Below are 26,380 nucleotides of genomic sequence, written 5' to 3'. Positions count from 1 at the left end.
TCAAGGGAGGTGAGCTCCAATGCCGTCGCTTATAATAGGCAGAAAAATGGTGAGCTACGACATCGCCGTTCCGGTGGTGGAGCTGCCTGATTACATAGAGGAGATATCCGCAAAGGCCTTTTACGGCAAGGGCTACATCATAGAGCTCATACTGCCGGAAGGAATCCGGGCCATCGGGGACAACGCCTTCCAGGATTGCTACGCCATGAAGCGCCTGGTGCTCCCGCGTGAACTGGATGAGATGGGACAGCAGGTGTTTCTGCAGTGCAGGAGCCTGGAGTCCGTGGATCTGCCGGAGGGCGTCCGGGAACTGGGACCCCTCATGTTCGGGAGCTGCACGTCTCTCCGTGAGATACGCATACCCGCAACGGTGTGCTCGATAGATGAAAACGCTTTTTCCGGTGCCTCGAAGCTCCGGCGGATCCACATCTCCACGGATCATATAGGGCTTTTGCCAGAAAAGTATCGGTCCACTGCCGCACTGACGGCCATGAGCGATCTCTGGGAGAAAAAAGAGCTTTCCGGGGACTCCGGTTCCGGCGCTTCGGAGCTGCTGGACGGGATCGTCCGCGAGGACCCGGAGGCCATGGCAACAATGGCGATAGAGGAGAGGGACAAGCCGGCGCTGGTGTACATGCTGGACAGGAAGCTGATCCCGGGAAGCCTGCTGCCGGAGCTCACGGAAAAGGCTGTGGCGTCTCGTGCCACGGAGCTGGCGGCGGTCCTGCTGGAGGCCGCCAACATCATGAGGGAGGACGAGACCTCAGGTGACGCAGCTGGTGACGGTACCGGGGCGGAGGACTGGGATCCTTTTGCATGAGAAGGTCGGAGACGCCTGCTCGGCCAGGATCCCGGACGATGCCGGCCGGAGATCACCGGGCTGCCAGATGATACACGGCCGTAGGCCGCCGGAAGCTTACGAATTTACGATATGTTTTTTTCAAAGGAGGAAAGCAAAATGAAAAAAGATCTCGGTGTAAAACCGCTGCTGGCACCCATGCCGGTGCTGATGATCGCCACCTACGGCGAGGACGGGACCGTCGACGTGATGAACATGGCCTGGGGCGGCGTCTGCGGATCCAAGGAAGTCGTGCTCAACATCAGCGAGGGGCACAAGACCACGGAGAACCTGAGGAAGAGAGGCGCATTCACACTCAGTGTGGCCGACGGGGCGCACGTGAAGGAGTCTGATTTCTTCGGGATCGCTACGGGCAATAAGGACCCTGAAAAGTTCCAGCGCTCCGGCATGCACGCGGTCAAGAGCGAAAAGGTGGATGCTCCTGTCGTTGAGGAATACCCGATCACCATGGAGTGCAAGGTGAGCGAGATCGTCCAGGGTAAGACCTGCCTGCACGTGTATGGGGATATCCTGGGCGTGCTGGTGGATGACAGCCTGCTGGATGAAGAGGGCAACGTGGATGTAAGGAAAATGGATCCGCTGATCTTCGACACATTCGGCCGCAAGTACTACAGGTACGGCGAGGAAGTGGCGGTCGCCTGGAAGGCTGGTATGGATCTGATGGAAAAGTAGACAGCTTCGGCGCCACCGCAAGAGCCGCTGCTATCGCCGCCATCGCTGTCAGCGTCTGGAAGGCCGGCGTGATCTGGTGGCGAAGCGGACGGGAAAACAGAAAACAGATTCAGAGAGAGAAGGCGTCTGTGCCCTTGAACTGTCGAGAAATCGATATAAACAAGGAGCACAGACGCCTGTTTGCTGTCAACAGTCGCATCCGTTCGCCGACCGCCAGCCGTCTCCGGTCACCAGCCGCCTCTGTTCGAATTTATTTCTTCGCATCTCCCCCGAAGTGTTTGCACAGGAGCTGAAATGTCTTTTCGCTGAGGTCGTGCTCCACGTTGCAGGCGTCCTCCCTGGCGGTCTCCGGATCCACACCGATGGAGATAAAGATCTTTTCCAGCTGCTTGTGGCGGTCGTAGGTCCGCCGCGCTATCTCGGAGCCCTCGTCGGTGAGGATCAGCATGTTGTTCTGGTCTCTGGTGAGGAAGCCCCTCTCCATCATGCGTTTTACCGAATATGAAACACTGGGCTGAGAGACCCCCAGCTGGGAAGCGACATCGGTGGAGCGCACGTATCCCTGGCGTTCTTTTATAATCAGGATCGCCTCGAGGTAATCCTCGAACGTTCTGTAAATGCTTTTCATCTGTTCTGATCTGGTCATATCTGGCTAACCTCCGCAGTGAATTTAAAGGTCAAATTAAAGGGATAGTTTTGCATCTGGTCCTTGCGTGTCCGTGGCTGTGGATCGGATCGACCCTGTAGAGAGAATAAACATCTCCGCTGTCGCGAGTCCCGAGGCCGCAAATTTAATTGCCTTATATGATTATAACAGCCTAATGCGGTTAAAACAATCTAACTCAGTATAAATAGTCTTATCAAAATTAAGTTTACATTTATTACCATGATGATATAATTCCTAAGCGAGTTAGAGATGTATAACTGTTCGTTGAGGCATATATCAGCGATTTGTTTTATGTAAGGAGATGAGTTCATGCTTCCACTGTCTATGGCCAATTCAGGAGAAAAGTTGATGGTCTCCAGAATAGGAGGAAGTCCGGAGACGAAAAAGCACCTGGAGGATCTGGGCCTCGTTCCGGGCACCGAGGTTAGAGTGGTCTCTGCGCCGGGGAACGGCAACCTCATCATCAATGTGAAGGATTCCACGCTGGCGGTAACGTCGAAGATGGCGGAAAAGATCTTTATCACGCTCTGACCGCAGTTCGCGAGGAGCGGTGGATCTGTCCGCGGGTCGCGAGTAGCCGCGTGATCAGAACAGTCCGGTATGGATCAGGGCCTTCGGGCCCATTTATATAAAAAAGAGTGAGGAGGGTGAGATATGAAGACATTGAGGGATGTTCCGATAGGTCAGAGTTCTACCGTGATAAAGATCCACGGCAGCGGCGCGCTGAAGCGCAGGATCATGGACATGGGCATCACCAAGGGCACAGAGATCTATGTCCGCAAGGTGGCTCCCCTGGGCGATCCGGTGGAAGTCACCGTCAGGGGATACGAGCTGTCAGTCCGCAAGGAAGATGCCGATATCCTTGAGATGAGCTGATGACCTGATACGGCTTTTTCAAAGATCTCAGAGCCCGGATGAAAAAATGGGCTCACAAAAGAGAACAGTACATCACAGCCCCCCCTTGCCACGGGGAGGCATCAAGTACAGAAAAGAGGAAGGAATGAGTATAAAAATAGCACTTGCGGGAAACCCCAACTGCGGTAAGACGACACTGTTCAACGACCTCACCGGCAGCACCCAGTACGTGGGAAACTGGCCGGGGGTGACGGTAGAGAAGAAGGAGGGACGCCTCTCTGGCCATAAGGATGTGATCATCCAGGACCTCCCGGGCATCTACTCTCTCAGCCCATACACACTCGAGGAGGTCGTGTCCAGAAACTACCTGGTAAACGAGAAGCCTGACGTGATCCTGAACATCGTCGACGGAACCAACATCGAGAGGAACCTGTACCTCACCACACAGCTGGTGGAGATCGGACTCCCGGTGGTTCTGGCCTTCAACATGATGGATCTGGTCAGAAAGAACGGAGACAGGATCGACACCGAGAAGCTCGGGAAAGACCTTGGCTGCAGGACCATCGAGATCAGCGCCCTCCACAGTGAGAACACGAAGAAGGCCGCAGAGATGGCCATAGAGGAGGCTGAGGCCTTCAAGAGAAAAAAGCTCGCCGGCCAGCACAGAGAGCTCCCTCACGTGTTCACGGGAAGCGTTGAGCACGCCCTGGCGCACATCGAAGAATCCATCCAGGATGCGGTGGAACCCGAAAACCTCCGCTGGTTCGCTGTAAAGCTTTTTGAAAGAGACACCAAGGCCACCGAGGGATTGCAGCTCCCGGAAGGGCTCGTGAAGCACATCGACCTCCACGTTCAGGATTGTGAAAAGGAGATGGACGACGATGCGGAGAGCATCATAACGAACCAGAGATACACGTACATCCAGGAGATCGTGGCCGACACGGTGAAGAAAAAGCAGTCGAGACACGCCATGACCACTTCCGACAAGATCGACAGGGTGGTGACCAACCGTATCGCCGCGCTCCCGATCTTCGTGGCGATCATGTGGCTCGTGTACTTCATATCAGTTACCACGCTGGGAACATGGCTCACGGACTGGACCAACGACGTCCTGTTCGGCACGTGGATCACCAACGGTGCTACGGCTGGACTGGACGCAATCGGCGCTCCTGGCTGGCTCGAGAGCCTGCTGGTCGACGGCATCATCGGCGGCGTGGGAACGGTGCTGGGATTCGTCCCTCAGATGATCCTCCTTTTCCTGTGCCTGTCCATCCTTGAGGACTCCGGATACATGGCGCGTGTGGCGTTCATCATGGACAGAGTCTTCCGTCGCTTCGGGCTTTCCGGAAAATCCTTCATCCCTATGCTCATCGGAACGGGCTGCGGGGTGCCGGCGATCATGGCGGCACGTACCATCGAGAACGAGAAGGACCGCCGCATGACCATCATGCTCTCTACCTTCATGCCTTGCGGCGCCAAGATGGAGATCGTGGCCATGATGACGCTGGTGTGCTTCCCTGGAAGCAAGTTCGTCGCTCCGGGAATGTATTTCCTCGGCCTGGCCATCGTGATCTGCTCGGGTATCGCACTCAAGAAGACGAAGTACTTCTCCAGCGATCCGGCTCCTTTCGTAATGGAGCTCCCGGCATACCACATCCCTACGGTAAAGGGAGTGCTCATCCACGTTTGGGAGAGGGCAAAAGCGTTTATCATCAAGGCAGGGACCATCATCTTCACCATGTGTATCGTGATCTGGTTCCTGATGCACTTCGGACCGTCCGGATTCCTGGCGGACGACATCGACAGCTCGTTCCTGAGATACATCGGTGAGGGCCTGAAGTGGATATTCATGCCTCTTGGATTCGGCACATGGCAGGGAGCCGTTGCTACGGTGTCCGCAGAGGTGGCGAAAGAGCAGGCCACAGCTACTCTGGGAATGCTGGCCCACGCTACCAGCGACGCAGAGACAGCAGTTGCCACAGCCATCAACGCGATGTTTGGCGGCAGCAAGCTGGTGGGAATGTGCTTCCTCCTGTTCAATATTTTCGACGCACCTTGCATGGTGGCTATCGCCACTGCATTCCGTGAGATGGGCTCAAAGAAGTGGGGCTGGATCACATTCGGCTTCCAGATGGGCATCGGCTACTTCCTGACCCTGTGCACATACCAGATCGGTGCCTTCGTTTCCGGCGGTGCCTTCACTCTGGGAACAGCGGTCGCAGTTGCAGTCATCGTTGCAGCCATCTACTTCATCTTCCGCAGGAACCCTTACGGAAAGAAAGACACACTGGACGGAGCCATCGTTGGTGCAGAAGCTTAACTGAGGTGGTGATCAAAAATGAATTTGCCAAGCATAATAGTTGCTCTTGTGATCGCTGTGCTGGCCTTCCTGGCCGCCCGCTACAGCCTTAAGAACGGCAGCTCCTGCAAGAACTGCGGAAGAAACTGCGGTTCCTGCGGGCACAGCTGCGGTACAGCGAAAAAAGTAAAGTAACAACTGGCCGCAGCGGGATACACCGTTGCGGCTTTATCTATTTGCCGATGTGACGTGCCGGCAACTGGAGACACTGGGATGCGACGGTGTCCGGCGCTGCCCGGGAAATGTGTCTCTGGCGATGCTCCTGCAGGTACGCCTGCGGACACTTTAGAATATGAGGAGAATATCAATAATGTACAAGAATGAGGTAAAAATCGAGGGGATGATGTGCGGCATGTGCGAGTCACACATCGCAGACGAGCTGCGGAAGGCTTTTCCGGATGCAAAAAAGGTAAAGGCGTCCAGGCGCAAGAGCAACGCCGTGTTCCAGACCGCGGAGCCAGTTGATCCGCAGGTCGTTCAGGACGTCATAGAAAAGACGGGATACCACTACCTCGGCTTCTCGTCCGCTGAGAAATAGCCACTCATTTTCGAGGGAGACCTGATGGCACCGAGGACATATGATCTGACTGTTCTCTAACAATACAGATACAATATGTAAGATTTCAGTAGCATTTTTTGAGATGGCGCAATGCCATCTCTTTTTTTATGCAATCTCTTTTCGTCTTTGGCTTTATCTACAGCTTTCCTCGTGTCGGACTGCAGCGACTTGATGCCTTTCTGATCCTCTGTTGTATATGCCTTGAGATCCACTGCGCCTATGTACTTGTCTGCATCGTCTTTCGCATTTTCAAGAGCACTTCCGCATCCGGTAAGCACCAGAACCAGGGCCATGGCGCCGGCCAGGATGGCAAGCTCGATCTCCTTTTTCGCATTAGTCTTCATATTATCGCTCCTCCTGATTAAACCTGGGATCGGCCTTTCATAATATAGTGGTTGCTGTGCACGGAAAGGTTCAAAGTTTTCAAGATATTTCCGCCGTCACCTGATATAAGTATTTTACCGGTGCAGCAGGAGGAAAATGGAGATTGCATTGCAAGTCAGAGTTGGCGTGTCAAAGTTATCGGGTCAGAGTTGTCGTTGTTAAGATCGAGTTCCACGATATAGATCGCAGTACCGAATTCCGTGGCATTCTCCTCAGAGAAGTTCCCACGGGTTCCACGGAAAATGATAAAGGTCTGAATTCCGTGGAACATGTCTTATAAAAAAGCCACGGAAAAGAAGATAATGATAGATTCCGTGGCATTCTCCCCGGAGAGGTTCCCACGGGTTCCACGGAAAATGATAAAGGTCTGAATTCCGTGGAACATGTCTTATAAAAAAAGCCACGGAAAGGAAGATAATGATAGATTCCGTGGCATTCTCCCTAGAGAGGTTTCCACAGGTTCCACGGAAAATAATAAAGTGACTGATCCCGTGGAACCGAGATAGCTCCATGATATGCGCAGTATCGCACATGCCATGGGAAAAAAGAGGTGCGCGCTGCGAACGGTCCTCGGGGCCGCACAAAACAAAAAAGCATCTGTACTCCCGCAATTTCGCAAAACCTGAAATTAAGAAGAGCACAGATGCCACATTTTCTCATATTCTATCTACAGATCGCCCCGCAGATGCCGCCACATTGCGTATCACACGTTTCGTTGGGATGCCGCCGCATTGCCACATCACCCGTTTAGCCGGGGCGCATCCGCATAGACACGCTAGCTGATCGCCGCCAGCATCACGTCGTATGTCCCGAGGTGGAGCTTCGGATATTGTGTCACGTCCTGCCCCGGAAACTCGTTCCCCTCGATGAGGAGAGGGCCGTGATCCCTGCTGATGGCCACGTCCCAGCCCACGTACCTGATCTGAGGGACGACTTTTGCGGCCTCACGAACCAGATCCTTGACCTCGTCCCACATCGGGATCGGGTAACCGTTGATGACGGTACCCGTGGAAGGGTGGGTGACGTAGGTGTGGCGCCACTTGTCGTAGCCGTCGGTGGCCAGTTTTCCAGTGTTTGTGTCCAGGATCGCAGCCAGCCCGCCGTGGTTGAAGTTGTCCACGAAGGCATTGCCCTTGCTCATGCGCACGCAGCCGGCAACGATACTGGCCTTGTCGCCGTTGAGGATGGTCACCAGACGGATGGTGTTCACGGAAGAAGGGCAGAGAGCCGCCATCTCATCGCTCTGGACAACGACCTCTTCGACCAGATAGGCCTGATTTTTCATGAGCTCGTCATAGAGCTCTCGAGGGTCATGCTCCGCAGGTCGGTACATCTCGATCCCCTGGCCGCAGCTGAGACCCAGAGGCTTCACGATGATCTGGTCCTTGCCGCTGATGAACCTGACGAAGTCCTCGTAGGTGTGGTCCTTCAGATAGAGCCAGTCTCTCTTTATAAACTTGTCAAAAGTCTTGTTGAACTGAGCTTTGTCCTCGAAGTAGTCCTTGTAACTCTGGTCGTTGAGCCTTTTCACGAGATCGTTGTTCTTCGAGATGGTCAGGACGTTGGCCCTATCCCGGCCGTTCATCCGGTACATCTCAAAGGTCTCGTAATCCACGTAGCCGCTGCCGTACCTGGCCGTGCACATGAGGCAGTCCGCCAGGTTCACGGGCCAGGGCCTGTGATTGATATTGCTTATTCTCTTCGCGGAGTCGATGAAGCCCTGATAGTTGGCTCCTCTCATCCGCTTCAGCAGAAATTTCGGATTTATCATTTATTCCCCCAAATTCGATCTGTCGTCAGATCGTGATCTCCAGTCCTATTTCATGTTCCTGCTCAGCTCGTTGAGCCTGTACTCGTACGCGTCTATGATCTCCTTCTCGAAGCACAGCGACTGATCCAGCCCCATTTTTCCAAGAAGCTCCTTGGTGAAGTACGGGTTCAGGATCAGGAACGGCCCGAGGGAGTAGGTGGCGTAAAAGTTGTTCACGTGTATGCCCTCTCTGCGGGTGTCCGGGTTCATGCCGATACCCTTCTCGATGTCGATGAAGTTGTTTTCGAACTCGCCGTAGGCGAAGGAGAACTGGCTCCTGTGTCCGAGCATCTTCAGGTCGCCGTAGTTGCCGATGAACTGGGAGTTGTGACGCTCCCTGTCCATGTACCTCACCGAGTAAAAGTCGAAGAGTCCCAGCGCCGGGATGGTGCGGCCGCCGTCGCGGATCTCGTTGCCGAAGATCTCGATGGCATTTCCGGTGATGAGGAAGATCACGCCCTTGTCGATGAGCTCCCGGATCCGGTCCTTGTACTGCGACAGGATCTGGATCACCATCTCCTGCTTCCGCTCGGTCATGCACCCCAGGTAGATCATGTCCACGTCCTGTGTGACGAAGGCCGGCTGCGTCTTGTGGTTCGTCTCGATGACGTTGATGTTTTCAGGGTCGCAGCGTTTGAGATAGGTCACGCTGTAGCTCTCGCCGTAGATGTTGCAGAGCTCTGGAAAAAGAAGTTCTACGTTTTTCATGCTCTTGCGTCCTCCTCTCTGGCTTTTTCAACGATGGCGTCGCGCATCCTCAGTGCCTTGAAGAGGAAGTCTATCTCGAAGAGCACGTAGACCTTTTCGATACCCTCTCTCTCCACGTATTGCGGGATGTCGCTTTCATTTTCCACGCACACGATCTTTTCTCTCGGCACTCCGGCCAGGAGCAGGCGGAGCTGGTGGTTGAGGTACATGTGGCCGCCGACGATGATCCTCTTGATGTTAGGGCTGTTCAGGAACTCGAAGTCTGTTTCGTACAGCCACGTCAGGGTCTCGGTAGGGTGGTTGCCGTCCTGGACCTCGTCCATGAGGAGGACCAGATCCTTGTCGGAAGGCTCCTTTGCCATGTACTCAAAAACAGTAGAAGCCGCGCTGACGTTCTGGCTCTTGGCGCCGTAGGTGTAGTACTTGATGCCGTTGTATTCCTTGCAGGTTTCCCGGATCTTGGTCACCTGCTGTGTCTTGAGGAACTCAGAAATTTCTTTCTTGGACTCTCCGAGCTCTCTGAGCACCGCCACGCAGGACAGCACGTTGTACACGTTGTAGACCGCATCGGAGATGAGCGGGTACTCCCACGCCTCGCCGTTCTCTACGACGGTCATGACCCTGTTTTTCAGGTCCGCAGAGGACACGTAGTACTTGGACTCAGGAGTCCTGAAATCGCAGTCAGGGCAGTAGAAATCCCCGATGTGGCGGTAGATCCTGTAGTTGTATTTTATCTCGCTGCCGCACTTAGGGCAGACCGCGATGTCCTTGACGCGGTTTTCGAACGGGTGCGCCCCGATGTCCGACATCCCGAAATAGACCCTCGGGGAGTGGTCTGCCAGCTGAGAGCTGATCGGGTCGTTGGCGTTCAGGATGGCGGTGGTGTGGTCGCCGAGCTCATCGAAGGTCCTGTTGATGATGTCGAAGATGAACTCCGGATGGCCGTTCCTCCTCAGGGAGTCCTTGCAGATGTTGGTGACCAGGATGTAGTTCGGCCTGATCATCCCCATGGTCTTGTCCAGGAGCCTCTCGTCGGCCTCGAGGATGGAAGCATCGTACACCGGCTTGTTGAAGATGTTCACGCACCTCATGAGGTTGAGGGCGTATCCGGCGTTCATGTTCGCACCCCAGTCGTTGAAGGATACTTTCTTTCCTTCGGCCACCAGCTTGTTGTTCAGCAGGGCGGTGGTGGTGGACTTGCCGTTGGTGCCTGTGACGGTTATCACCAGAGGCGGCTTGCGGATCTTCGCCAGAAAATCAGGACAGATCCGGTTGGCCAGCAGTCCCGGCCTGTCGTCCCGCTCCCGGCCCCTGAGTTTGAGGACCCAGGCTGCCAGCTTCGAGACCCAGAGTGCAAAATAGAATCGCAGCATAAATTTCCTCCTTATATGGTCAAGTGTGGTCATAGTCTTATTTTTTGTTGACTGCTTGATGAAAGCTGAAGTGTTCGAAAACGATCTTGAGAAAAGTGACCGAAGATCGCCAGCTCAGTGTAACAAAACATTCAACACAAACAAATATTATACTATCGCCGCGGCGTCTGTGGTTGTGATCCGTGTGAAAATGTCATTATCCCGGATGAACAGGTGACGATCCGTACGGATCTGGGCGGTGTCGGACGATCCGGATGGCCGGCTGGTGCAGAACGGCAGAACAGCCGCACAAAAAACACAAGAACAGCCGGGTCGCGGGCATCTCCCGCGGCTCCGGCCGCTCCCTCATTCCTTATATTGATACCAATGGCTAATTGTTTTTTTACAGCGTGCACCTCACGATATAGAGGCCGTCCTGGTATGTGTCCACATAGATGTAGCCCCTGTCGTCCACCAGGCAGTCCTCTGCGATACCGACGTGTGGTCCAGGGAAGAGCGTGCCATCCTCGATGTCGAACCATGTGCCCTCTGGATCAGGCGGCATGAAGTAGGCGATCTCCTTTGGAACGAATGGATCGGATACATCGTATACTCTCAGGCCCGCCTGGAAGTGGCAGTTGTAGACTCTGTCGTCTCTGTTCTCGTAGCAGTCCTGGCCGAAGGCATCGAACATGTTGTGAGGTCCGAATACCACCCGCTGTCCGTCGATGATGTTGAAGTTCTCGCCGTGGCACTTCTTGTATCCCTCCGGAACTTCAGGATAAGGGAAGATGGAGATCAGGCTCGGGTTCTCCATGTCGCCCGTCTCGATCATTCCGATGATGTTCATCGGCTGGCTCGTGATGTTGTGGAACATCCCCTCGGTGCGGTTCTTGTCGAAGTACCAAGGGCGCTCTCCCTCTGTGGTTACGATGGCAAAAGGCCTGTCGCCGAGAGGCATGGCGGTGTGGCACGCCGCGCCGGCCTGTCCGTTCGCGAAAGGCGGGTTCAGCGGAACGTTTCCCAGGAGCCTCGGGCGAGTCTTGTCCTTGACGTCGATGAGGCAGAATCCCACGTTAGGGAACGCGGCGTATACCACGTCGTCCTTGACCGTGATGGCGTGGCCGTTAGGGAGCTTCATGAAAGGCTCGGTGCCGACCTCAGGGATGGCTGACGCCTTCTTGTTCCCCAGGTACTGGCCGTCTGCCCACCAGCTTCCGACCTCCACGATGTTGGCAGGATCGGAGATGTCCAGGATCCTCAGGATGTAGCCGAGGTAGTTCCTCTTGCTTCCCATGATATAGGCGTATTTCCCGCCACTGTAGAAGCTCCTGTGGACTCCAGGTCCGTCCTCGCACTCGAACTGACCGAGGAACTTAGGATTCCATGGATCCGTTTCGATGTCGTATACCTTGATGCCGCCCCAGTACGGCTGCTCGTGTGTGCCGTGCAGCACCCTCATGGTGCCGCCGCAGCATGCGATGAGCTTGCCATCTGCGGCCTGGATCTTGGCCAGGCTCTGCCCGTCGTGGACCTCTCCGATCCAGTCTCCCTCTACCCACTTGGATACAGGGCTCGCGGGATCTGTGACCTCCACGATGTTGAATCCGTTGTCGCGGAAGCAGGCGGTGTAGATGAAGTATCTGCCGTCCTTCGTCTTGTGCATCGCCATCTGGAATCCGGGCTTTTTATTAAGATCGTTGTAGCCGATGTATTCCATGTTCTTCATCAGCATCTCTGTTCTTCTCATAGATCTCTCCTTTTCGATTTCTCACGCCGCCTGCCGCTACCGCCGGCCGGGCGGACCGACCTTTTCCGGAAATCTCGAAAAAGGTTCTTTGACCTCATATATGATAGCCTTTTTCCCGGGCAAAATGGAAATGTGAAATTCGAAACACCTTCATGCAAAAAAGTTATGAGCCCCAACCTGCTTTACTTAAGAAAACCTGATAAAAGTCAGAATTTCTTGACAACACGGAGAAATTAAGAAAAAATCATCTTAAGTTTTGCACTTTTACCGAAGGGAGGCGTTGTGGAACGAGTAAAAAAGATCTTTTCGTCCGTCGCGTTGACCGGCGTTCTGGTCGCGCTGCTGGCAGTACTGGTCTGCGGCTTTGCCGGGACGTGGACGGCACACGGCGATACCGGGACCGGGTACACCACGGATAGCTTCGACGTGAAGGTCAAGGTAAACAAGGACTACACTTACGATTACACGGAGACCATCACCGTGGACTTCCAGGAGGCGCGTCACGGGATCTACAGGGACATCCCGATGGACGCCAGCTACAGGGTCATGAATATCAGGGTGAGCGGCGCTCCTTATGAGGTGGAAAAGCAGGACGGCCACCAGGTCATACGCATCGGTGATGCGGACAGCTACGTCACGGGGCGCAAGACCTACACCATAAAATATAAGCTGGCCTGCATAGAGAAGAGAGGGGCCTCAAACGACATCTACACGGACCTGCTGCCGACCGGATGGCAGACGGACATCGGACACGCCAGCGTGGCGGTGACACTGCCGTCCGACCTGAAGTTGGATGAAAACGACATCAAAACCTATGTGGGCGCCTACGGAAGCACCGGACAGGAGTACGGCACCTGGAACTACGACCTGGATAACCATCGCATAACCTACGAAGCCTACGGCCTGCCGGAGGGTGCAGGGGCGACTATCCGGGCTTCGGTACCTGAAGGATACTGGAAGGGTGCCATGAACCTGGAATGGACGAGTCGTCTGGCCATTGGGGTCATAGCGGCGGCCCTGTGCGCCATGCTCTTCATGCGGCTGCGCTGGGGCAGGGAGCCCCGGTTCGCGGAGCCTGTGGAATTCTATTCTCCTGAAGGGCTGGATCCCGTCGAGGTGGGATGTCTGATCGACGGAAATGTGGACAGGAAGGACGTAACTGCCATGTTTTTTTACCTGGCCTCCAAGGGATATCTCAAGATAAAGGAAAAATCGAAGAAGGACTACGAGTTCATCAAGGCCGCCGACGTGCCGGAGAAAGAATCGAAGAATGTAAAAACCTTTTTCCGGGGCATCTTCGGAAAGAAGGCGTCTTCCCGGGAGATCGGATACACCGTGGGTATGGAGGATGCCGGCAAAAGGCTCGCCAGCGCCTACGATCAGGTAAAGACCATGACGGAGGATTCCTTCTCGGGCGCCAGGAGCATTTATTCCCGCGAGTCCAAGGTGGCCAGCGTGGTGGGGACGGTCCTGTATGGCGCCGTCGTGTTCCTGCTGACGCTGCTGGCCATGTACAGGGAAGGCGAACTGCAGAGCTCCGTTCTGGCGGGCTTCGGTGTTGGACTGATCTGCTCTGGGGTCCTGTCTGTCCTCATGCTGAAGTTCAGAAAAGTGAACGAGTACAGGTTCAGCCGAAGCGGCGCTTCGACCGTTTCGAGGCTGGTGGCCTGGGGGATAGTCTATTTCGTTGCGGGCACGATCTTCGCCGCGCTGATCGGCAGCGACAAGCTGGGGGAGACCGACCAGAAGGCGGCCACGGCCCTGTATATCTTCCTCATCGTGGCACCCGTGCTGATGGTGGGCATGAGATCCAGGACGGAGTGGAGCGCCAGGATGCTCGGCAGGATAAAAGGCTTCCGGAACTTCATCCGGGACGCCGAGCTGCCGAAACTCAACGAGCTGGTGGAGCAGGATCCGGACTATTTCTACAACATCCTGCCGTATGCTTACGTTCTGGGCCTGACCAAGAAGTGGGCGAAGAATTTCGAGGGTATACCGGTTGAAAAACCCGACTGGTACGATCCATACGGCGTCGGCGACAACTGGGTGTTCGACATCATGGTGATGAACTCAATGGTCAGCAATCTTTCGGCGTCTGCCGGCAACGTCGTAATATCTCAGGACAGCGGCGGAGGCAGCTGGGGAGGCGGTGGCTTCTCCGGAGGCGGTGGCGGCTTTTCCGGCGGTGGATCCGGCGGAGGCGGCGGTGGCGCCTGGTAAAAAAATCGTTTCCAATGTCGGCGCAGCCGGTCCGGCCTGAGCGGCCGGCGGCATTGAGTGGAGCGTCGTTGAAAGTCGGGGCGGCCTGGACCGCTGGAATTGTCGAAATCAATGTGAACTGTCGCAGAGTCCTGGCGGGATCGCCGGAGAGCTGCGCGTAAGGCGCGCAAGGCGCGTAAGAAAGGAGAACTTATGACACTTATCATCGTTGGTATCATCATCGCGGTACTCGTGGTGGCCGTCATAGCCATGTACAACGGGTTCGTAAAAAGCAGCAACGACTGTGAGGAAGCTTTTTCCACCATGGACGTGTACCTCAAGAAGCGCTTCGACCTCATCCCGAACCTTGTGGAGACGGTGAAGGGCTACGCCAGCCACGAAAAGGAGACTCTCAACGCCGTTACGGCTGCGAGGACAGCGGTAGGAAACTCTTCCTCCACGGCCGAGAAGCTCGCCAATGAGAACGTGCTCTCCGGCACGCTCCGTTCTCTCTTCGCCGTGGCCGAGGCCTATCCGGACCTGAAGGCGAACACCAACTTCCAGGAGCTCATGGGACAGCTCCAGAAGGTGGAGGAGGACATCGCCAACTCCCGCAAGTACTACAACGCCGTGGTAAAGAAATACAACGTCAAGGTGCAGGCTTTCCCGAGCAGCATAATCGCTTCTATGTTCCATTACGAGAAAAAGCCTATGTTTGAGACCGACGCCGCCAGCCGCGAGAACGTAAAGGTAGACTTCGGGGCTTAGAGCCTGTGACTTCAGAGCAAAGAGACTGCGCTAATAAATGTTCGCAAACAAAGAAGGCCGGACCAGGATCACATGCAGATCCTGATCCGGCCTTTTGCGTGGTGACCCCGGGGCTGGCATGAATATTTTCGCATCTAGTGCCTTTTGGTCTCACGACTCTCGGATCGCTATAGTCCTATGCGCGTCATGAGACCGGGCCTTTGCCTGCAACCTTAAGATGTTCGAACTACCGTGGAAGAACTGTGATGCCTGAGACTTCGACCTCAGACATCTCCATCATAAGCATATGGAGCGGTGTATGTTTTATGTATGCTCATGTATGGTTCGTATATGTATCCTCAAAAAAATGTCACACCAAATGACACACTTCCCGTGCTGAAACACGCCAAATGACGCCCTTGAAGGGCTCTTTTTTCAGGCACGAAAAAAGCCTGCAACCCTTGAGTTGCAGGCTTTTGAACTGGTGCGTCATCAGGGGTTCGAACCCTGGACACCCTGATTAAGAGTCAGGTGCTCTGCCAGCTGAGCTAATGACGCGCAACGCTGAACGCTCAATTATAATACTACCGGTAAAGTGCGGTGTCAAGTGAAATTTTCAATTTTTTAAACTTATTTTACTTTTTGCGGAACCTGGCCTTGCCGGCCATGCAAGATCGGTCTGGCGACCCGGAAGTGCCGGGGCGATCCACGATCACGAGGAATATTGATTCGGATGACCTCAGGAAGTCTGTAACATCCGTGAAATGCATCTCACCAGAAACATTGATTTTTCCAATAGCGCTTACATACTCACGTGTAAAAAACAAATTCCATTAACGCCGGCAATATTGTACCATAACCGGAGTCAGACTACTGGCGCTTACTGCGACATACTTTTTCGGGAGGAAGAACGAATGAAAAAATGGAAGAAATTCCTGGTGCTGGCCATCAGCGGCGTCATGATCGCCATGGCTCTCGCCGGCTGCGGTTCTAGCAGCGAGAAGAGCGACAGCGACGCAAAGGTCGAGGACGTCTCCACCAGGACTGTATATGTTTCACCTCAGTGGGTGAACGCGGCTCAGAACGGAAAGGTCAAGGGCTACAAGAACGTCAAGGTATTCGAGGTAACTTACACAGGCAAGCTCAAGGACAGCAAGTCTTATAAGAAGGGACACGTTCCTGGAGCGATGCTCATCGGAGACACGGATGTCGAGGATGCCGTAGGTTCCCAGGAGGAGCCTTACAACCTGCTGAAGCCTGAGGTGATCGAGGCCAACCTGCTGAAGCACGGCATCACCAAGGACACCAAGGTCGTACTGTACGGAGAGGATCCGTCCGGAGTTGCCCGTGTCGCATACGGGATGATCTATGACGGCGTCGAGGACGTTAAGGTCCTGAACGGAGGACTGGATGCATGGAAGGATGCCGGCTACGACACAGAGACCGATGTGAACAAGGCCAAGGCAGCAACAGACTTCGGCGTTGCAGTTCCTGCACACTCTGAGTACTGGACATCCATGACAGACGCGAAGGCCAAGCTCCAGAGCGACAGCAACTTCAAGCTCGTCAGCATCAGGTCCAAGGCTGAGTGGCTCGGAAAGACCAGCGGATATTCCTACATCGACAGAGCAGGCGAGCCTGAAGGCGCCGTATGGGGCAAGGGCGCTGATTCTGCCGCAGATGTAAACGGATACATGAAGGACGGCAAGGTCGTAGACCTGAAGACACTGCAGAACGGCCTCTGGAAGGACGTCGATTTCACCATGGACAACCACCTGGCATTCTATTGCGGAACAGGCTGGAGAGCCTGCGTTCCATTCCTGATCTGCTATCAGGAGGGAATGGACAACATATCCGTATACGACGGCGGCTGGTACGAGTGGCAGATGTATGGAGACAATCCTGTACAGGTAGGCGATCCGGCTTCTGACAACTGCCAGCACACAACAGTTTCTCAGCTGCCGACAGACAAGGCTGCAAAGAACTAACAGCAACGATATCCTTTGCAGTCAGCCAATAGTTTGAAACACGGCGCCGCATGCTGATGCGACGCCGTTCCTTTGATTTTACAGGAGCTGCAGGTTTCACCATGAAAAAAGTACTACTATTTCTCTGTTACGTCATAAGCGCGGGACTTTTCGTCGGTGCCTACGAGATCGACTACTACACTGCCGCAAAACTCGGCATGAACCGATGGGTGAACTTCAACACCGCCGCGCTGATGGAAAAATACCCGCTCGACACCATGGTGCTCGCCCTCGGCGTGGCCATGCTGGTGCTCATCGCTATAGGCGCCGTCCGCTGGGTGGCCAGAAAAAGAGAACTCCGGATCTACGTTCCCGTCACGGTTTTTGCGGCAGCGTGCGCAGCAGTGTGGTTTTTCCATTTCAGAGCCATCTCCGGCGTTTCGGATAACCACGCCTACTACTTCATCCTCCTGTGCGAGGGACTGGGAGGCATAGTCCTCGCGCTGATAGCGGTTTTTGCAGGCAGGAAAAAGCGCGGCGAAACATCGAAAAACGACGCATAAAGAAAACGGCTGGAAGCTCGCAACGTTACGAGTCCAGCCGCTTTTTTTACTCTAGTTAAGATCTACGTCGATGGTGGAGATGCTCTTCAGAAGGGACTTGAAGACCCGCTCTGCGGTGCGGGTGAGGGAATACCGGCATCTTTCCAGGAGCCAGTTGTACGTCAGACCTCGCCCGAGGCCCGCCAGTGTTCTGGCCAGGGTGTACTCGGACCAGTCCTCGGAGATGAGCTTTTCGTTCCTCGCCTCGGCGCACAGCTTCAGCAGCGTCTGAAAATAGAGGCGCTGCTCATCGATGATAGGTCGGTTCCCGTCGGTCATGACCTCGTAGCCGTAGAGCTGAGACAGGAACTCTTTGTACTTGCTGTTTTCTACTGCCTCCATTGTGTATATCAGGAATTTGTAGAGCGTGGTGATCGGATCCTGATCCTCCGGCTGATCCTCCAGCCACCCTTCATATCCCTGGTCGAAATACCAGGCCATCTGGAACAGCAGGTCCTCTTTGGCCCGAAAGTGGTGGTAAAAGGCGCCTCTGGAGGTCCCTGACCTCTCGATTATATCGTTGACGGTGGCGTTTTCGTATCCGACCTCCTGGAACAGTTCCCAGGCGGCATCTATTATCTTTTCCTTGGCGGTATTTCTTGTCGTTCGCATTTAATACCTTCCTTTCGTGATCAGGGCTTCATTTTACCAGTGATTTATGCGTTTTACATTCTTATTTTCCGCAAAAAAACCGACAACATTTGTGCTCGGGCATATTGACACTTGTTTAACGACCGCGTAAACTGTACTCAAACATAGAACACAATACGGAACACAGTACTATATAAATTATATGAAACTGTTTCCGAAATGCAATCTTTGATCCGGAAAGGTGGCGAGACAGTGATCAGACAGTGGGACAAAGCAATTTTGCTGGAGCCGGACAGCAGCCTGGAATACCAGGAGAGGGCAGTGGAATTCGCCAGGTTCATGGGATTCCAGACAGAAGCCGCAGAATTCCCGGTAACTTCGTCAGAATGCGGGATCAAGGTGCCGGATACCTATGAGGACTTTGATAAGTATGAAGAGATCTCATCCGGTGTGCACCCTGAGGGATACATAGCAGCGTCGGACCAGGCACGGCCTATGCCGGACTTCGACTGGCGCAGGGAGAAGGGCCTCGAGACCCTTTTCACCAAAGGCGACCTGCTGGTAGACAGGGACCTTGATCAGCTGCCGGACGAAATGGATTTTCACCTGATCCTCGGTTCGGATGAGCCCTTTGTGCTGGACGCTGCTTGCAACCTGGCGTTTCGCTGGGGCATGGAAGTTACGGCGTACAGCGGCAGGCTCCTGAGCAGCGATCGGAACATAGACGGCAACAAGGTCGTCGTGAAGAGCGGGCCCAGAGAAGAGATCGCCTGGCAGAGGAATGAAGGCGGTATCGAAGTCGTAATACAAGGCCGGCCGGAACATCTGGTGAGGTTCGTCGCACGGATGTGCGAGAATTTCCCGTACCAGGGCCAGTTCGACGACTGGAGCGACAGGCTCCAGGAGATAGGAGAAGGTCTCCGGATGAACACCCTGGATGGACAGCTTGCCTACGCCGATGCGTTCGCCGCAAGCGGTAAGGCTTTCGTGGATCCCGAGATAGACATGCGTCCGGGCAGGAGAGAGGAAGTGGAAAATGCGTTCCCGGATTTTTCATTTGTGAGCTACAAGGATGAGAAGAAGGTCTACGAAAAGGAGTATCACCTCTCCTGGGAGGTGGACGACCTGAAGGAACGCTTGACATCGCTCATGGAAAAGGAGAGTGGAGGCGACCTGAGGATCGACGTTGCGGTCAGCGAGGATGGCAGCGTAAGAGAAGAGCTGAAGAAATACATCGCAAAGCTCGCTCCGGCGGGCACCGACGTGAGAGTCTACTGCTCGTATAAACAGGGCTTTTCCTGGATCCAGGACCGGGTGATACCTGAACTCCTGTCAGAGGAGAGGGCGCATGGCGAGAAGAACATCTCCCGGGTGGAGATAGCCTTCAAGCCGTTCCTGAAGCCCGGGGAAACGGAGTGGCATGATGAGGACGGAGCCACCCCTTCATACACGAACGTCGGAGGAAATGGGGATCCGGACAGATGGTATGATCTCCCGATCAGATACCTTCAGGAGCTCTATCCGGTGGAGGATATCCTCGTCGAGGGCCTTGGGATCTCCGGTGACGATGTGATCTTCAGCGAATACAAGGGAGATCAGGACATAACATATCTTTTCACGGCCATGGACGAAGCGGGTAATACCCTGTGGTCGGAGACGTACAAGGCAGCATGGGATGAGAGACCTTATCTTGACGCCTACAAGGAAATGGGACTCGTTCATCCTTCGACCGGATACATCAGGATCTTCCGGGACGGAGAGCTCACCTGCGAAGAGCGCATAGAAACTGATGTTGAGAAGATATGGGACGTCTATCAGCAGCAGATACTGCCGGATATACGGGAATATGTGGACAGCAAGACCGCCGGCAGACAGGACGAGCTCCCGGACCTGCAGCCTTTCTTCAACAAGCTGGAAATACAGGTGGAGACCAGCGAGCCTAATGAGCGCCTGAATTCCAGAGAGGATCTCCTGTCGTCTCTGGACGGGCTCCACGAGGACATGTACTTCGTGGGCACGGACTATTTCAAGAACTACGGCTACGAGAAATGCGGTGAGATCACCGACGCACCGGGTCTCATCCTCCCGAGGATAAGGAAGGTGAACGGCAGGGGAGCATACGTAAAGGCATCCGTGTTCGCCCAGCAGTCAGACCAGCCGGAGATAAAGACAGAGAAGGCGGTCATAACAAGGTTGGCCGACTACGACGACCTGGATATCCGCCTTGAGAAACTCTATTCAGAAAAAGAAAAGGTCATCGCATCTGTTTATGTGGCGGGTGTTCCTGATGAACTCGTTTCATCCTATGCTGCACTTATGGATAGAGGACTCCTGTCAGTTGGCGGCGAGATCGACGATGTGGATGCGGTGGAATTCCGCACGGATTCTGGGAAATACAGGGCAGCGGTCAGCCCGGCGGCGGTCCCGGAGAAAAACATAGACATCCGTGACGTGGACATAGCCGAAAACGAGCTGATGGGCTATGAAGAGTACATGGCGGTCATCAGGCAGCTTGAACACGTGGGTGGACTGAAGGTATACAGGACGGCGAGATCCTATAAGGGAAGATCTATATACGCCGTGGAATTCAGTCCGGACAGAAGAGGGTATGTTTCAAGGACGAAGAGGATAACGGAATATCCTACGGAGCTCATAACCTCCAGGCATCACGCAAACGAGGTGTCGAGCACCAATTCAGCGTTCATGCTGATAAAGGCTCTGCTCACAGAGGGCAAATACAGAGACCTGACGGAACACGTGAACCTGGCCATAGTGCCTGTGGAAAATGTGGATGGTGCCGCGATCCATTATGAGCTGCAGAAGGAAAATCCACACTGGAAGTTCCACGTGGCGAGGTTCAACGCCATCGGCAAGGAGTTCTATTACGAGCACTTCAAGATCCACACGATACACACTGAAGCGGTGAGCCTGAGACGCCTTTTCATGAGACTCCTGCCTGACGTGATAGTGGACGATCACGGGGTGCCGAGCCACGAGTGGGAACAGCAGTTCTCCGGGTACACATCCCCTTCCTTCAAGGGATTCTGGCTCCCGAGGTCACTGCTATACGGATACTTCTTCCACATAGCCGGAGACGAGTACAGGAGCAGCCTGGACCTCTGCCACAAGATGGAGGATGTGATAGCGGACGCCTTCCTGGCCGACGAGGAGATCACCAGGGAAAACCTGATGTGGGCGAGACAGTTCGAAAAGTACGCTCACGGCTGGATGCCAAAGCTTTTCCCGGCGTCCTACTACAAAAACATGATCACCTACTGGATACCTCACGTATACGACCCGACACACAGGTACCCGTCTATAAGGTACCCGTGGATACTCAGCGTGGATTACGTCAGTGAGGTGGCAGACGAAACTGCACAGGGAGAATATCTCCATTCATGTGCGAGGGCGCATCTTGTCCACGACCTGGCGGTGGTGGATATGCTGATGAAGGCCGGCAAGGTCTACGATAACCGCGAGGAGCTCGGGGCCGGAGCGGCAGCCGTGAAGCACGTGAGAAAAAGACCTGTGATCGCGCAATGAGACGACTGGAATAGCCTCTCAGGAGGCTTTAAATAACGAAGGAGGATCATCATGCATTATCTGGTATTACTTGGAATTCTGATCGTTATCGTGGGGTTCGCCCTGAAGCTGGATTCCATCCTCATCATAGTCGTGGCCTCAGTAGCTACGGCTCTGCTGGGAGGACTCGGCATAGGCGGACTGCTGGAGACTCTGGGGACCAGCTTTGTTGCGAACCGGAGCATGGCAATTTTCATCCTCATCATGCTGGTGACAGGAACGCTGGAGAGGAACGGCCTCAAGAACGCGGCTGCGCACCTGATCGGGAAGGTCAAGAACGCATCATCAGGAAAGGTCATCGGAGCATACGGCATCATGAGAGGGATTTTCGCAGCCTTCAACGTGAGCTTCGGTGGTGTAGCCGGATTCGTAAGGCCTATCATCATGCCTATGGCCATCGGTGCTATCGAGGCCGAGGGACACGAGCCGAACGAAGAGCACGTGGAGGAGCTTAAGGGCATGGCCTCCGGGATGGAGAACATCGCGTGGTTCTTCTGCCAGGTGCTGTTCGTAGGCGGTGCCGGAGGACTTCTTGTACAGTCGACGCTGGCGCCTCTCGGATATGACGTGAGCCTGCTCGACCTGGCAAAGGCGGAGATCCCTGTTGCTATCTTCGCGGTGGCGGTGGGCATCATCTACTACTACCTGAAGGACAAGAAGCTCAGGAAAAAGTATTACGGCGACGAGAAGTAGTTTAACGCAGCGTGAAAGGAGAAATATCATGTCATTCTTCACCAGCTCGGATTTCACTACGGGACAGAAGCTCCTGGAAGTGATCTACATAGTCATAGGCCTGATAACGCTATATACGGGAATAAAAAACGCCCGCGACAAGGAAAACCCGTCCAGATTCGGCACAGCGCTGTTCTGGTGCACCCTTGGAGTGGTGCTGGCCTTCGGCCGGTGGATCCCACCTAAGGCGGTGGGCGTTCTGGTCCTCATCATGACCATACCGGCCATTTTCAAGAAGGTCAAGATCGGCAAGGTCGATGCACCGTCGGAGAAGAGCATGAAGGCGATGTTCGACAAGGTCGGAATGAAGGTATTCCTGCCGGCTCTGTCCATAGGTGTTTTCGCAATACTGTTCGCCATTTTCCTCCCTGCCATCGGTGCCATCGTCGGTATCGGAGCCGGCATCATAGTTTCGATCATCCTGTTGATCGCCTTCGACAGGGACAACACGCCTAAGGTGTTCCTGAACGACTCGGAGCGCCTGATGTCCGCAGTAGGACCGCTGTCGATGCTCCCTATGCTCCTGGCATCCCTGGGCGCCATCTTCACGGCAGCTGGCGTCGGTGACGTCATCGCATCACTGGTCGGAAAAGTTATACCGCAGGGGAATGTGAACGTGGGTATAATCGTTTTCGCCATAGGAATGATGCTTTTCACCATAATCATGGGCAACGGCTTCGCCGCCATCACCGTGATGACAGTGGGCATCGGAGCACCTTTCGTCCTCAACTACGGTGCGGATCCTGTGGTCATCGGAATGATCGCGCTGACATGCGGATACTGCGGAACACTCTGCACGCCTATGGCAGCCAACTTCAACATCGTTCCTGTAGCTATGCTGGACATGAAGGACAAGTGGGGCGTCATCAAGAATCAGATCGTACCTGCACTGTTCCTCATAGTTTTCCAGATCATATACATGATCATCTGCAAGTAAGTTATTGATCAGACCGGAAGTGGATTATCTATGGATGTTTCTGACGGAAGAAAAAAAGCGATGGAAGAGAATGCGGCCATCATCGGAAAAAGGTGGCTGCATCTCCGTGCGAAGGATAAGGTCCTCATAGTGACCACCGACAGGGATTCCCTGGTGGCAAGGATCATGCAGAGGGCGTTCCGCAATTATGCCTCATCAGTGGAGATCATGATTTGTCCGGACAACGGGAAGACCACTTCGGTGTACTTCGACGAAAAAGAGGACATTTTCGATCCCTACGATGTCGTGGTGGGCGCTACCGCGTATTCCATAGTGACTACGACCTCTGTGAAAAGGATGATCCAGAGGGGCGGCAGGTTCCTGTCGTTCCCGTGTTCAACGAACGACGGGCGGTACGTCCTTGAGTATTCATTCCTGAAGATGGATACGGGGAAGAGCAAGCTGATGGCGGAGATCTTCAAGAAGTACCTCGACGACGCCACCGTCATCAGGGTCGCCACACCTGGCGGATCGGAACTCACTTTTTCCAAGAAAGACAGGACGCCCGGCTTCTTCAACGGAGACGTGAGAGCGGGAAAAGGCTTCTCCTCGTCCTCCATCGAGGTCTACGTGCCGATCGAGGAGACGAAGACCGAGGGGGTCATGGTGGTAGACGGATCACTGGGCTACATCGGCCGGGTGGAAGAGCCTTTCAGGATCCTCATACACGAGGGACGGATCACCGGGATCCAGGAGACGAAGGACGGGCTCAGGCTTAAGAAGTATCTCGAGAGCTACGGAGACCCTGAGATGTATGTCGCCGGCGAGCTGGGGATCGGCCTGAATTCTCTCAGCTGCTGCACCGGGAACTGCTACATCGAGGATGAGTCCGCCTACGGGACCTTTCACATCGGATTCGGCAGGAACATCGCCCTGGGAGGAGTCCACGAGGCCTCGGGCCACTTCGACCTGATAGCCAGGAAGCCGGATCTGTATGCAGACAACAGGAAGCTCATCTCACTCGGCAGGATAATCGTCCCGGAGCCTCAGGTGTACTAGGAAGCTGGAAGTGCATGCGGAAGTGAAAGAAAGGAAATTATGATGAAAATACTGATCACGGGGTTTGATCCCTTCGGAGGAGAGAACATCAATCCTGCCTATGAGGCGGTGAAGAAACTGCCCGACGTCATCGGTGGCGCCGAGATTATGAAGGTGGAGGTGCCGACGGTGTTCGGCCTCGACGGAGAGGTGCTCAGGGAAAAGGTGTCCGCCTGCAGGCCTGATGCGGTCATATGCGTCGGTCAGGCCGGAGGGAGGAACGAGATCACCATCGAGCAGGTGGCGATAAACCTCATGGAGGCGAGGATCCCTGACAACAAGGGGAACCAGCCTTTCGACCAGAAGGTGGAAGAGGACGGCCCGACTGCCTACTTCACTTCCCTCCCGATAAAGGCGATGGTGAAGAGCATCAAGGACGCCGGCATACCGGCATCGGTGTCGTACACGGCTGGAACATTCGTGTGCAACGATCTGATGTATCGCCTGATGCACCTGATAAACACCGAATACCCGGCGATGAAGGGCGGATTCATACACGTGCCGTTCCTGCCGCAGCAGACGCTGAACATCAAGGGTGGAGCGCCGAGTATGTCCGCAGAGGACATAGCCGCAGGACTGAAGGCAGGCGTCGAGTCCCTGGTAAAAGACCTGAAGGGGATAAGGCAGGATGCGGTCGAGGCGGCGGGTGCCACACACTAGCGGCGCTTTGTTTTAGCTATCAGCTGTTGTTCCATCATAAGAACTGAGAAAAGGGTGAACTGCGAAGCGCAGGACACCCTTTTCTCGTGGCTTTAATTGGCATTAGTAAATAAAGTGAATTGAAATACTTCCGATAATAATATACAATTACGTGATTCACAGGGCTCCGCGCCATCCGCGGACCTGCGTTCAGACAAATAGATCCGCACACAGATCCATGACCAGTCTGGAAGAGGGAACACAAATGGGAGCGACGAAACTATCCTACAGGCTCAGAGTACTGAGTGGAGCCAGGTTCTCCAAGCTGAATGAAAAACTCAGCTACATCCACAGCATTTCGGGCAGGAGCAAGGCCTGGCTGCTGAAAGACATCATCCACTGCGCCAGAAAATTCGGAAGCGGTTACAACGATTACACTACGTACCACTTCTGGAAGCTGGACGACGCCACGAGGGACACGTACATCACCAGGTTCCGCAGCAAGGCGCTGGTAACACAGATGAACGATCCGGAGTATGTCCACTTTTTCGACAACAAGAACGAGTTCGACGAGAGGTTCGCTGAATACGAGAAGCGCAGCTTCGTGGACGTGGAGAGCGCCTCGGACGAGGAGATCAGGGAGTATTTTGCAGGAAGGGACAAGACCTTTGCAAAAATGAAGGACCTCTCCTGCGGAACGGGAGCGGAGAAGCTCTACATGAAGGATTTCCGGGATGCGGACCAGTTCTGCGCCTACGTCAGGGAAAAGGGCTTCGGCGTTCTCGAGGACGTTCTGGAGAACCACCCGGATCTCCAGGAGATCAACCCGTACTGCCTGAACACCGTCAGGATGATCACGCTGATCGGAGACGACGGAAAGCCGTATCTGTTCTTTGCGGCACTGAAGTTCGGCCTGGAAAAGAGGGTGGTGGACGTGTTCGGGATGCATGCGCCGGTGGATCTGGAGACCGGCATATGCAACTATCCGTTCCACAGCGGAGAGACGTCGCTGGACAGGTTCTACACAGAGCACCCTGTGACACACAAGAACGTTATCGGCTTCAAGGTCCCTTTCTGGGAGGAGGCCAGGGAGATGGCGCTCAGGGCAGCCATGGAGATACCTCAGGCGAGGTACGTAGGCTGGGACATGGCCATTACGCCGGACGGGCCGGCCATCATAGAGGGGAACAACTATTCTTCCTATGACTATATGCAGCTGCCGAAGCAGAGCGACAGCACCATCGGTGTGATACCTGACATCCTGAAGATCGTGCCGAGCTATAAGTACAAATAAGATCAGAAAATGACAACTGAGGCATGGCCCCGGAGCAT

Annotated in this window: 24 protein-coding genes and 1 tRNA gene; 17 read left to right on the top strand and 8 right to left on the bottom strand. The window is 54.5% G+C overall.

Annotated features, from left to right (window positions below; all coding sequences use genetic code 11):
* The first annotated feature begins 19 nt into the window (after positions 1-19).
* Complete coding sequence (locus tag BQ7382_RS06795) at positions 20-820, top strand: leucine-rich repeat domain-containing protein (protein ID WP_077391370.1); 801 nt, start codon at positions 20-22, stop codon at positions 818-820.
* Positions 821-958: 138 nt separating this feature from the next.
* A complete protein-coding gene (locus BQ7382_RS06790; protein WP_077391369.1) occupies positions 959-1,531 on the top strand; it encodes a flavin reductase family protein in 573 nt (190 codons plus the stop codon).
* Positions 1,532-1,781: 250 nt separating this feature from the next.
* Here BQ7382_RS06790 and BQ7382_RS06785 read toward each other — a convergent pair whose 3' ends face one another.
* On the bottom strand, positions 1,782-2,177 hold the full coding sequence (locus BQ7382_RS06785) for a metal-dependent transcriptional regulator (RefSeq protein WP_235847974.1): 396 nt from the start codon (positions 2,175-2,177) through the stop codon (positions 1,782-1,784).
* A gap of 330 nt (positions 2,178-2,507) precedes the next feature.
* On the opposite strand from BQ7382_RS06785, the gene BQ7382_RS06780 reads away from it, so the two are divergent.
* The 5 genes from BQ7382_RS06780 to BQ7382_RS06760 all read left to right on the top strand — a co-directional run bounded on the left by BQ7382_RS06780 (position 2,508) and on the right by BQ7382_RS06760 (position 5,950).
* Positions 2,508-2,729 carry a FeoA family protein gene (locus tag BQ7382_RS06780; protein ID WP_077391368.1) on the top strand — a complete coding sequence of 74 codons (222 nt, stop codon included), beginning with the start codon at positions 2,508-2,510 and terminating at the stop codon, positions 2,727-2,729.
* 123 nt (positions 2,730-2,852) lie between these two features.
* The gene (locus BQ7382_RS06775) at positions 2,853-3,074 is read left to right on the top strand and encodes a FeoA family protein (RefSeq protein ID WP_077391367.1); all 222 of its coding nucleotides are present in this window, start codon (positions 2,853-2,855) and stop codon (positions 3,072-3,074) included.
* A gap of 124 nt (positions 3,075-3,198) precedes the next feature.
* The gene (gene feoB, locus BQ7382_RS06770; protein WP_077391366.1) at positions 3,199-5,373 is read left to right on the top strand and encodes a ferrous iron transport protein B; all 2,175 of its coding nucleotides are present in this window, start codon (positions 3,199-3,201) and stop codon (positions 5,371-5,373) included.
* Positions 5,374-5,391: 18 nt separating this feature from the next.
* On the top strand, positions 5,392-5,547 hold the full coding sequence (locus BQ7382_RS06765; RefSeq protein ID WP_077391365.1) for a FeoB-associated Cys-rich membrane protein: 156 nt from the start codon (positions 5,392-5,394) through the stop codon (positions 5,545-5,547).
* Between the two features lie 175 nt (positions 5,548-5,722).
* Positions 5,723-5,950: a heavy-metal-associated domain-containing protein gene (locus BQ7382_RS06760; protein WP_077391364.1), complete on the top strand. Its 228-nt coding sequence runs from the start codon at positions 5,723-5,725 to the stop codon at positions 5,948-5,950.
* Positions 5,951-6,006: 56 nt separating this feature from the next.
* Here BQ7382_RS06760 and BQ7382_RS06755 read toward each other — a convergent pair whose 3' ends face one another.
* The 5 genes from BQ7382_RS06755 to BQ7382_RS06735 form a co-directional block, all read right to left on the bottom strand.
* Positions 6,007-6,315, bottom strand: coding sequence for a hypothetical protein (locus BQ7382_RS06755; protein WP_077391363.1), 309 nt, complete (start codon positions 6,313-6,315; stop codon positions 6,007-6,009).
* An 815-nt stretch (positions 6,316-7,130) separates the two neighbouring features.
* Positions 7,131-8,126 carry a sugar-transfer associated ATP-grasp domain-containing protein gene (locus tag BQ7382_RS06750; protein WP_077391362.1) on the bottom strand — a complete coding sequence of 332 codons (996 nt, stop codon included), beginning with the start codon at positions 8,124-8,126 and terminating at the stop codon, positions 7,131-7,133.
* A 45-nt stretch (positions 8,127-8,171) separates the two neighbouring features.
* Entirely contained in the window at positions 8,172-8,873 is a 702-nt protein-coding gene (locus BQ7382_RS06745) for a hypothetical protein (RefSeq protein WP_077391361.1), read from the bottom strand.
* The gene (locus BQ7382_RS06740; RefSeq protein WP_159437253.1) at positions 8,870-10,246 is read right to left on the bottom strand and encodes a Mur ligase family protein; all 1,377 of its coding nucleotides are present in this window, start codon (positions 10,244-10,246) and stop codon (positions 8,870-8,872) included. The genes BQ7382_RS06745 and BQ7382_RS06740 overlap by 4 nt, the downstream gene beginning before the upstream one ends.
* A gap of 382 nt (positions 10,247-10,628) precedes the next feature.
* A complete protein-coding gene (locus BQ7382_RS06735) occupies positions 10,629-11,975 on the bottom strand; it encodes an LVIVD repeat-containing protein (RefSeq protein ID WP_077391359.1) in 1,347 nt (448 codons plus the stop codon).
* Positions 11,976-12,257: 282 nt separating this feature from the next.
* On the opposite strand from BQ7382_RS06735, the gene BQ7382_RS09545 reads away from it, so the two are divergent.
* Positions 12,258-14,195 (top strand): DUF2207 domain-containing protein, encoded by a 1,938-nt coding sequence (locus BQ7382_RS09545; protein ID WP_159437252.1) that lies wholly within the window; start codon positions 12,258-12,260, stop codon positions 14,193-14,195.
* A 192-nt stretch (positions 14,196-14,387) separates the two neighbouring features.
* Positions 14,388-14,942, top strand: coding sequence for a LemA family protein (locus BQ7382_RS06720; protein WP_077391356.1), 555 nt, complete (start codon positions 14,388-14,390; stop codon positions 14,940-14,942).
* A gap of 461 nt (positions 14,943-15,403) precedes the next feature.
* Here BQ7382_RS06720 and BQ7382_RS06715 read toward each other — a convergent pair.
* Positions 15,404-15,479: transfer RNA gene (locus BQ7382_RS06715), tRNA-Lys, on the bottom strand.
* A 356-nt stretch (positions 15,480-15,835) separates the two neighbouring features.
* Here BQ7382_RS06715 and BQ7382_RS06710 point away from each other — a divergent pair.
* Together BQ7382_RS06710 and BQ7382_RS06705 are read left to right on the top strand one after the other, a co-directional pair.
* Positions 15,836-16,909 (top strand): sulfurtransferase, encoded by a 1,074-nt coding sequence (locus BQ7382_RS06710; protein WP_077391355.1) that lies wholly within the window; start codon positions 15,836-15,838, stop codon positions 16,907-16,909.
* A 101-nt stretch (positions 16,910-17,010) separates the two neighbouring features.
* The gene (locus BQ7382_RS06705; RefSeq protein WP_077391354.1) at positions 17,011-17,451 is read left to right on the top strand and encodes a hypothetical protein; all 441 of its coding nucleotides are present in this window, start codon (positions 17,011-17,013) and stop codon (positions 17,449-17,451) included.
* Between the two features lie 51 nt (positions 17,452-17,502).
* Here BQ7382_RS06705 and BQ7382_RS06700 read toward each other — a convergent pair whose 3' ends face one another.
* A complete protein-coding gene (locus BQ7382_RS06700) occupies positions 17,503-18,102 on the bottom strand; it encodes a TetR/AcrR family transcriptional regulator (RefSeq protein WP_077391353.1) in 600 nt (199 codons plus the stop codon).
* Positions 18,103-18,309: 207 nt separating this feature from the next.
* Between BQ7382_RS06700 and BQ7382_RS06695 the strand changes: the two genes are divergently transcribed.
* The 6 genes from BQ7382_RS06695 (at position 18,310) to BQ7382_RS06670 (ending at position 26,342) form a co-directional block, all read left to right on the top strand.
* A complete protein-coding gene (locus BQ7382_RS06695; protein ID WP_235847972.1) occupies positions 18,310-21,624 on the top strand; it encodes a M14 family metallopeptidase in 3,315 nt (1,104 codons plus the stop codon).
* Between the two features lie 51 nt (positions 21,625-21,675).
* The gene (locus BQ7382_RS06690; RefSeq protein WP_077391351.1) at positions 21,676-22,356 is read left to right on the top strand and encodes a DUF969 domain-containing protein; all 681 of its coding nucleotides are present in this window, start codon (positions 21,676-21,678) and stop codon (positions 22,354-22,356) included.
* Between the two features lie 28 nt (positions 22,357-22,384).
* Positions 22,385-23,332, top strand: coding sequence for a DUF979 domain-containing protein (locus BQ7382_RS06685; protein ID WP_077391350.1), 948 nt, complete (start codon positions 22,385-22,387; stop codon positions 23,330-23,332).
* Positions 23,333-23,392: 60 nt separating this feature from the next.
* Positions 23,393-24,370 carry a M29 family metallopeptidase gene (locus tag BQ7382_RS06680; RefSeq protein WP_077391845.1) on the top strand — a complete coding sequence of 326 codons (978 nt, stop codon included), beginning with the start codon at positions 23,393-23,395 and terminating at the stop codon, positions 24,368-24,370.
* A gap of 42 nt (positions 24,371-24,412) precedes the next feature.
* Positions 24,413-25,069: a pyroglutamyl-peptidase I gene (gene pcp / locus BQ7382_RS06675; protein ID WP_077391349.1), complete on the top strand. Its 657-nt coding sequence runs from the start codon at positions 24,413-24,415 to the stop codon at positions 25,067-25,069.
* 244 nt (positions 25,070-25,313) lie between these two features.
* A complete protein-coding gene (locus BQ7382_RS06670; RefSeq protein ID WP_077391348.1) occupies positions 25,314-26,342 on the top strand; it encodes a sugar-transfer associated ATP-grasp domain-containing protein in 1,029 nt (342 codons plus the stop codon).
* Positions 26,343-26,380 lie beyond the last annotated feature (38 nt).

The sequence above is a fragment of the Mobilibacterium timonense genome (assembly GCF_900155555.1).
GTDB classification, from domain to species: Bacteria; Bacillota; Clostridia; order Peptostreptococcales; family Anaerovoracaceae; genus Allobaileyella; species Allobaileyella timonense.
Note: the sequence above shows the minus strand (reverse complement) of the source record. Positions and strands in the feature narration are given on the sequence as shown.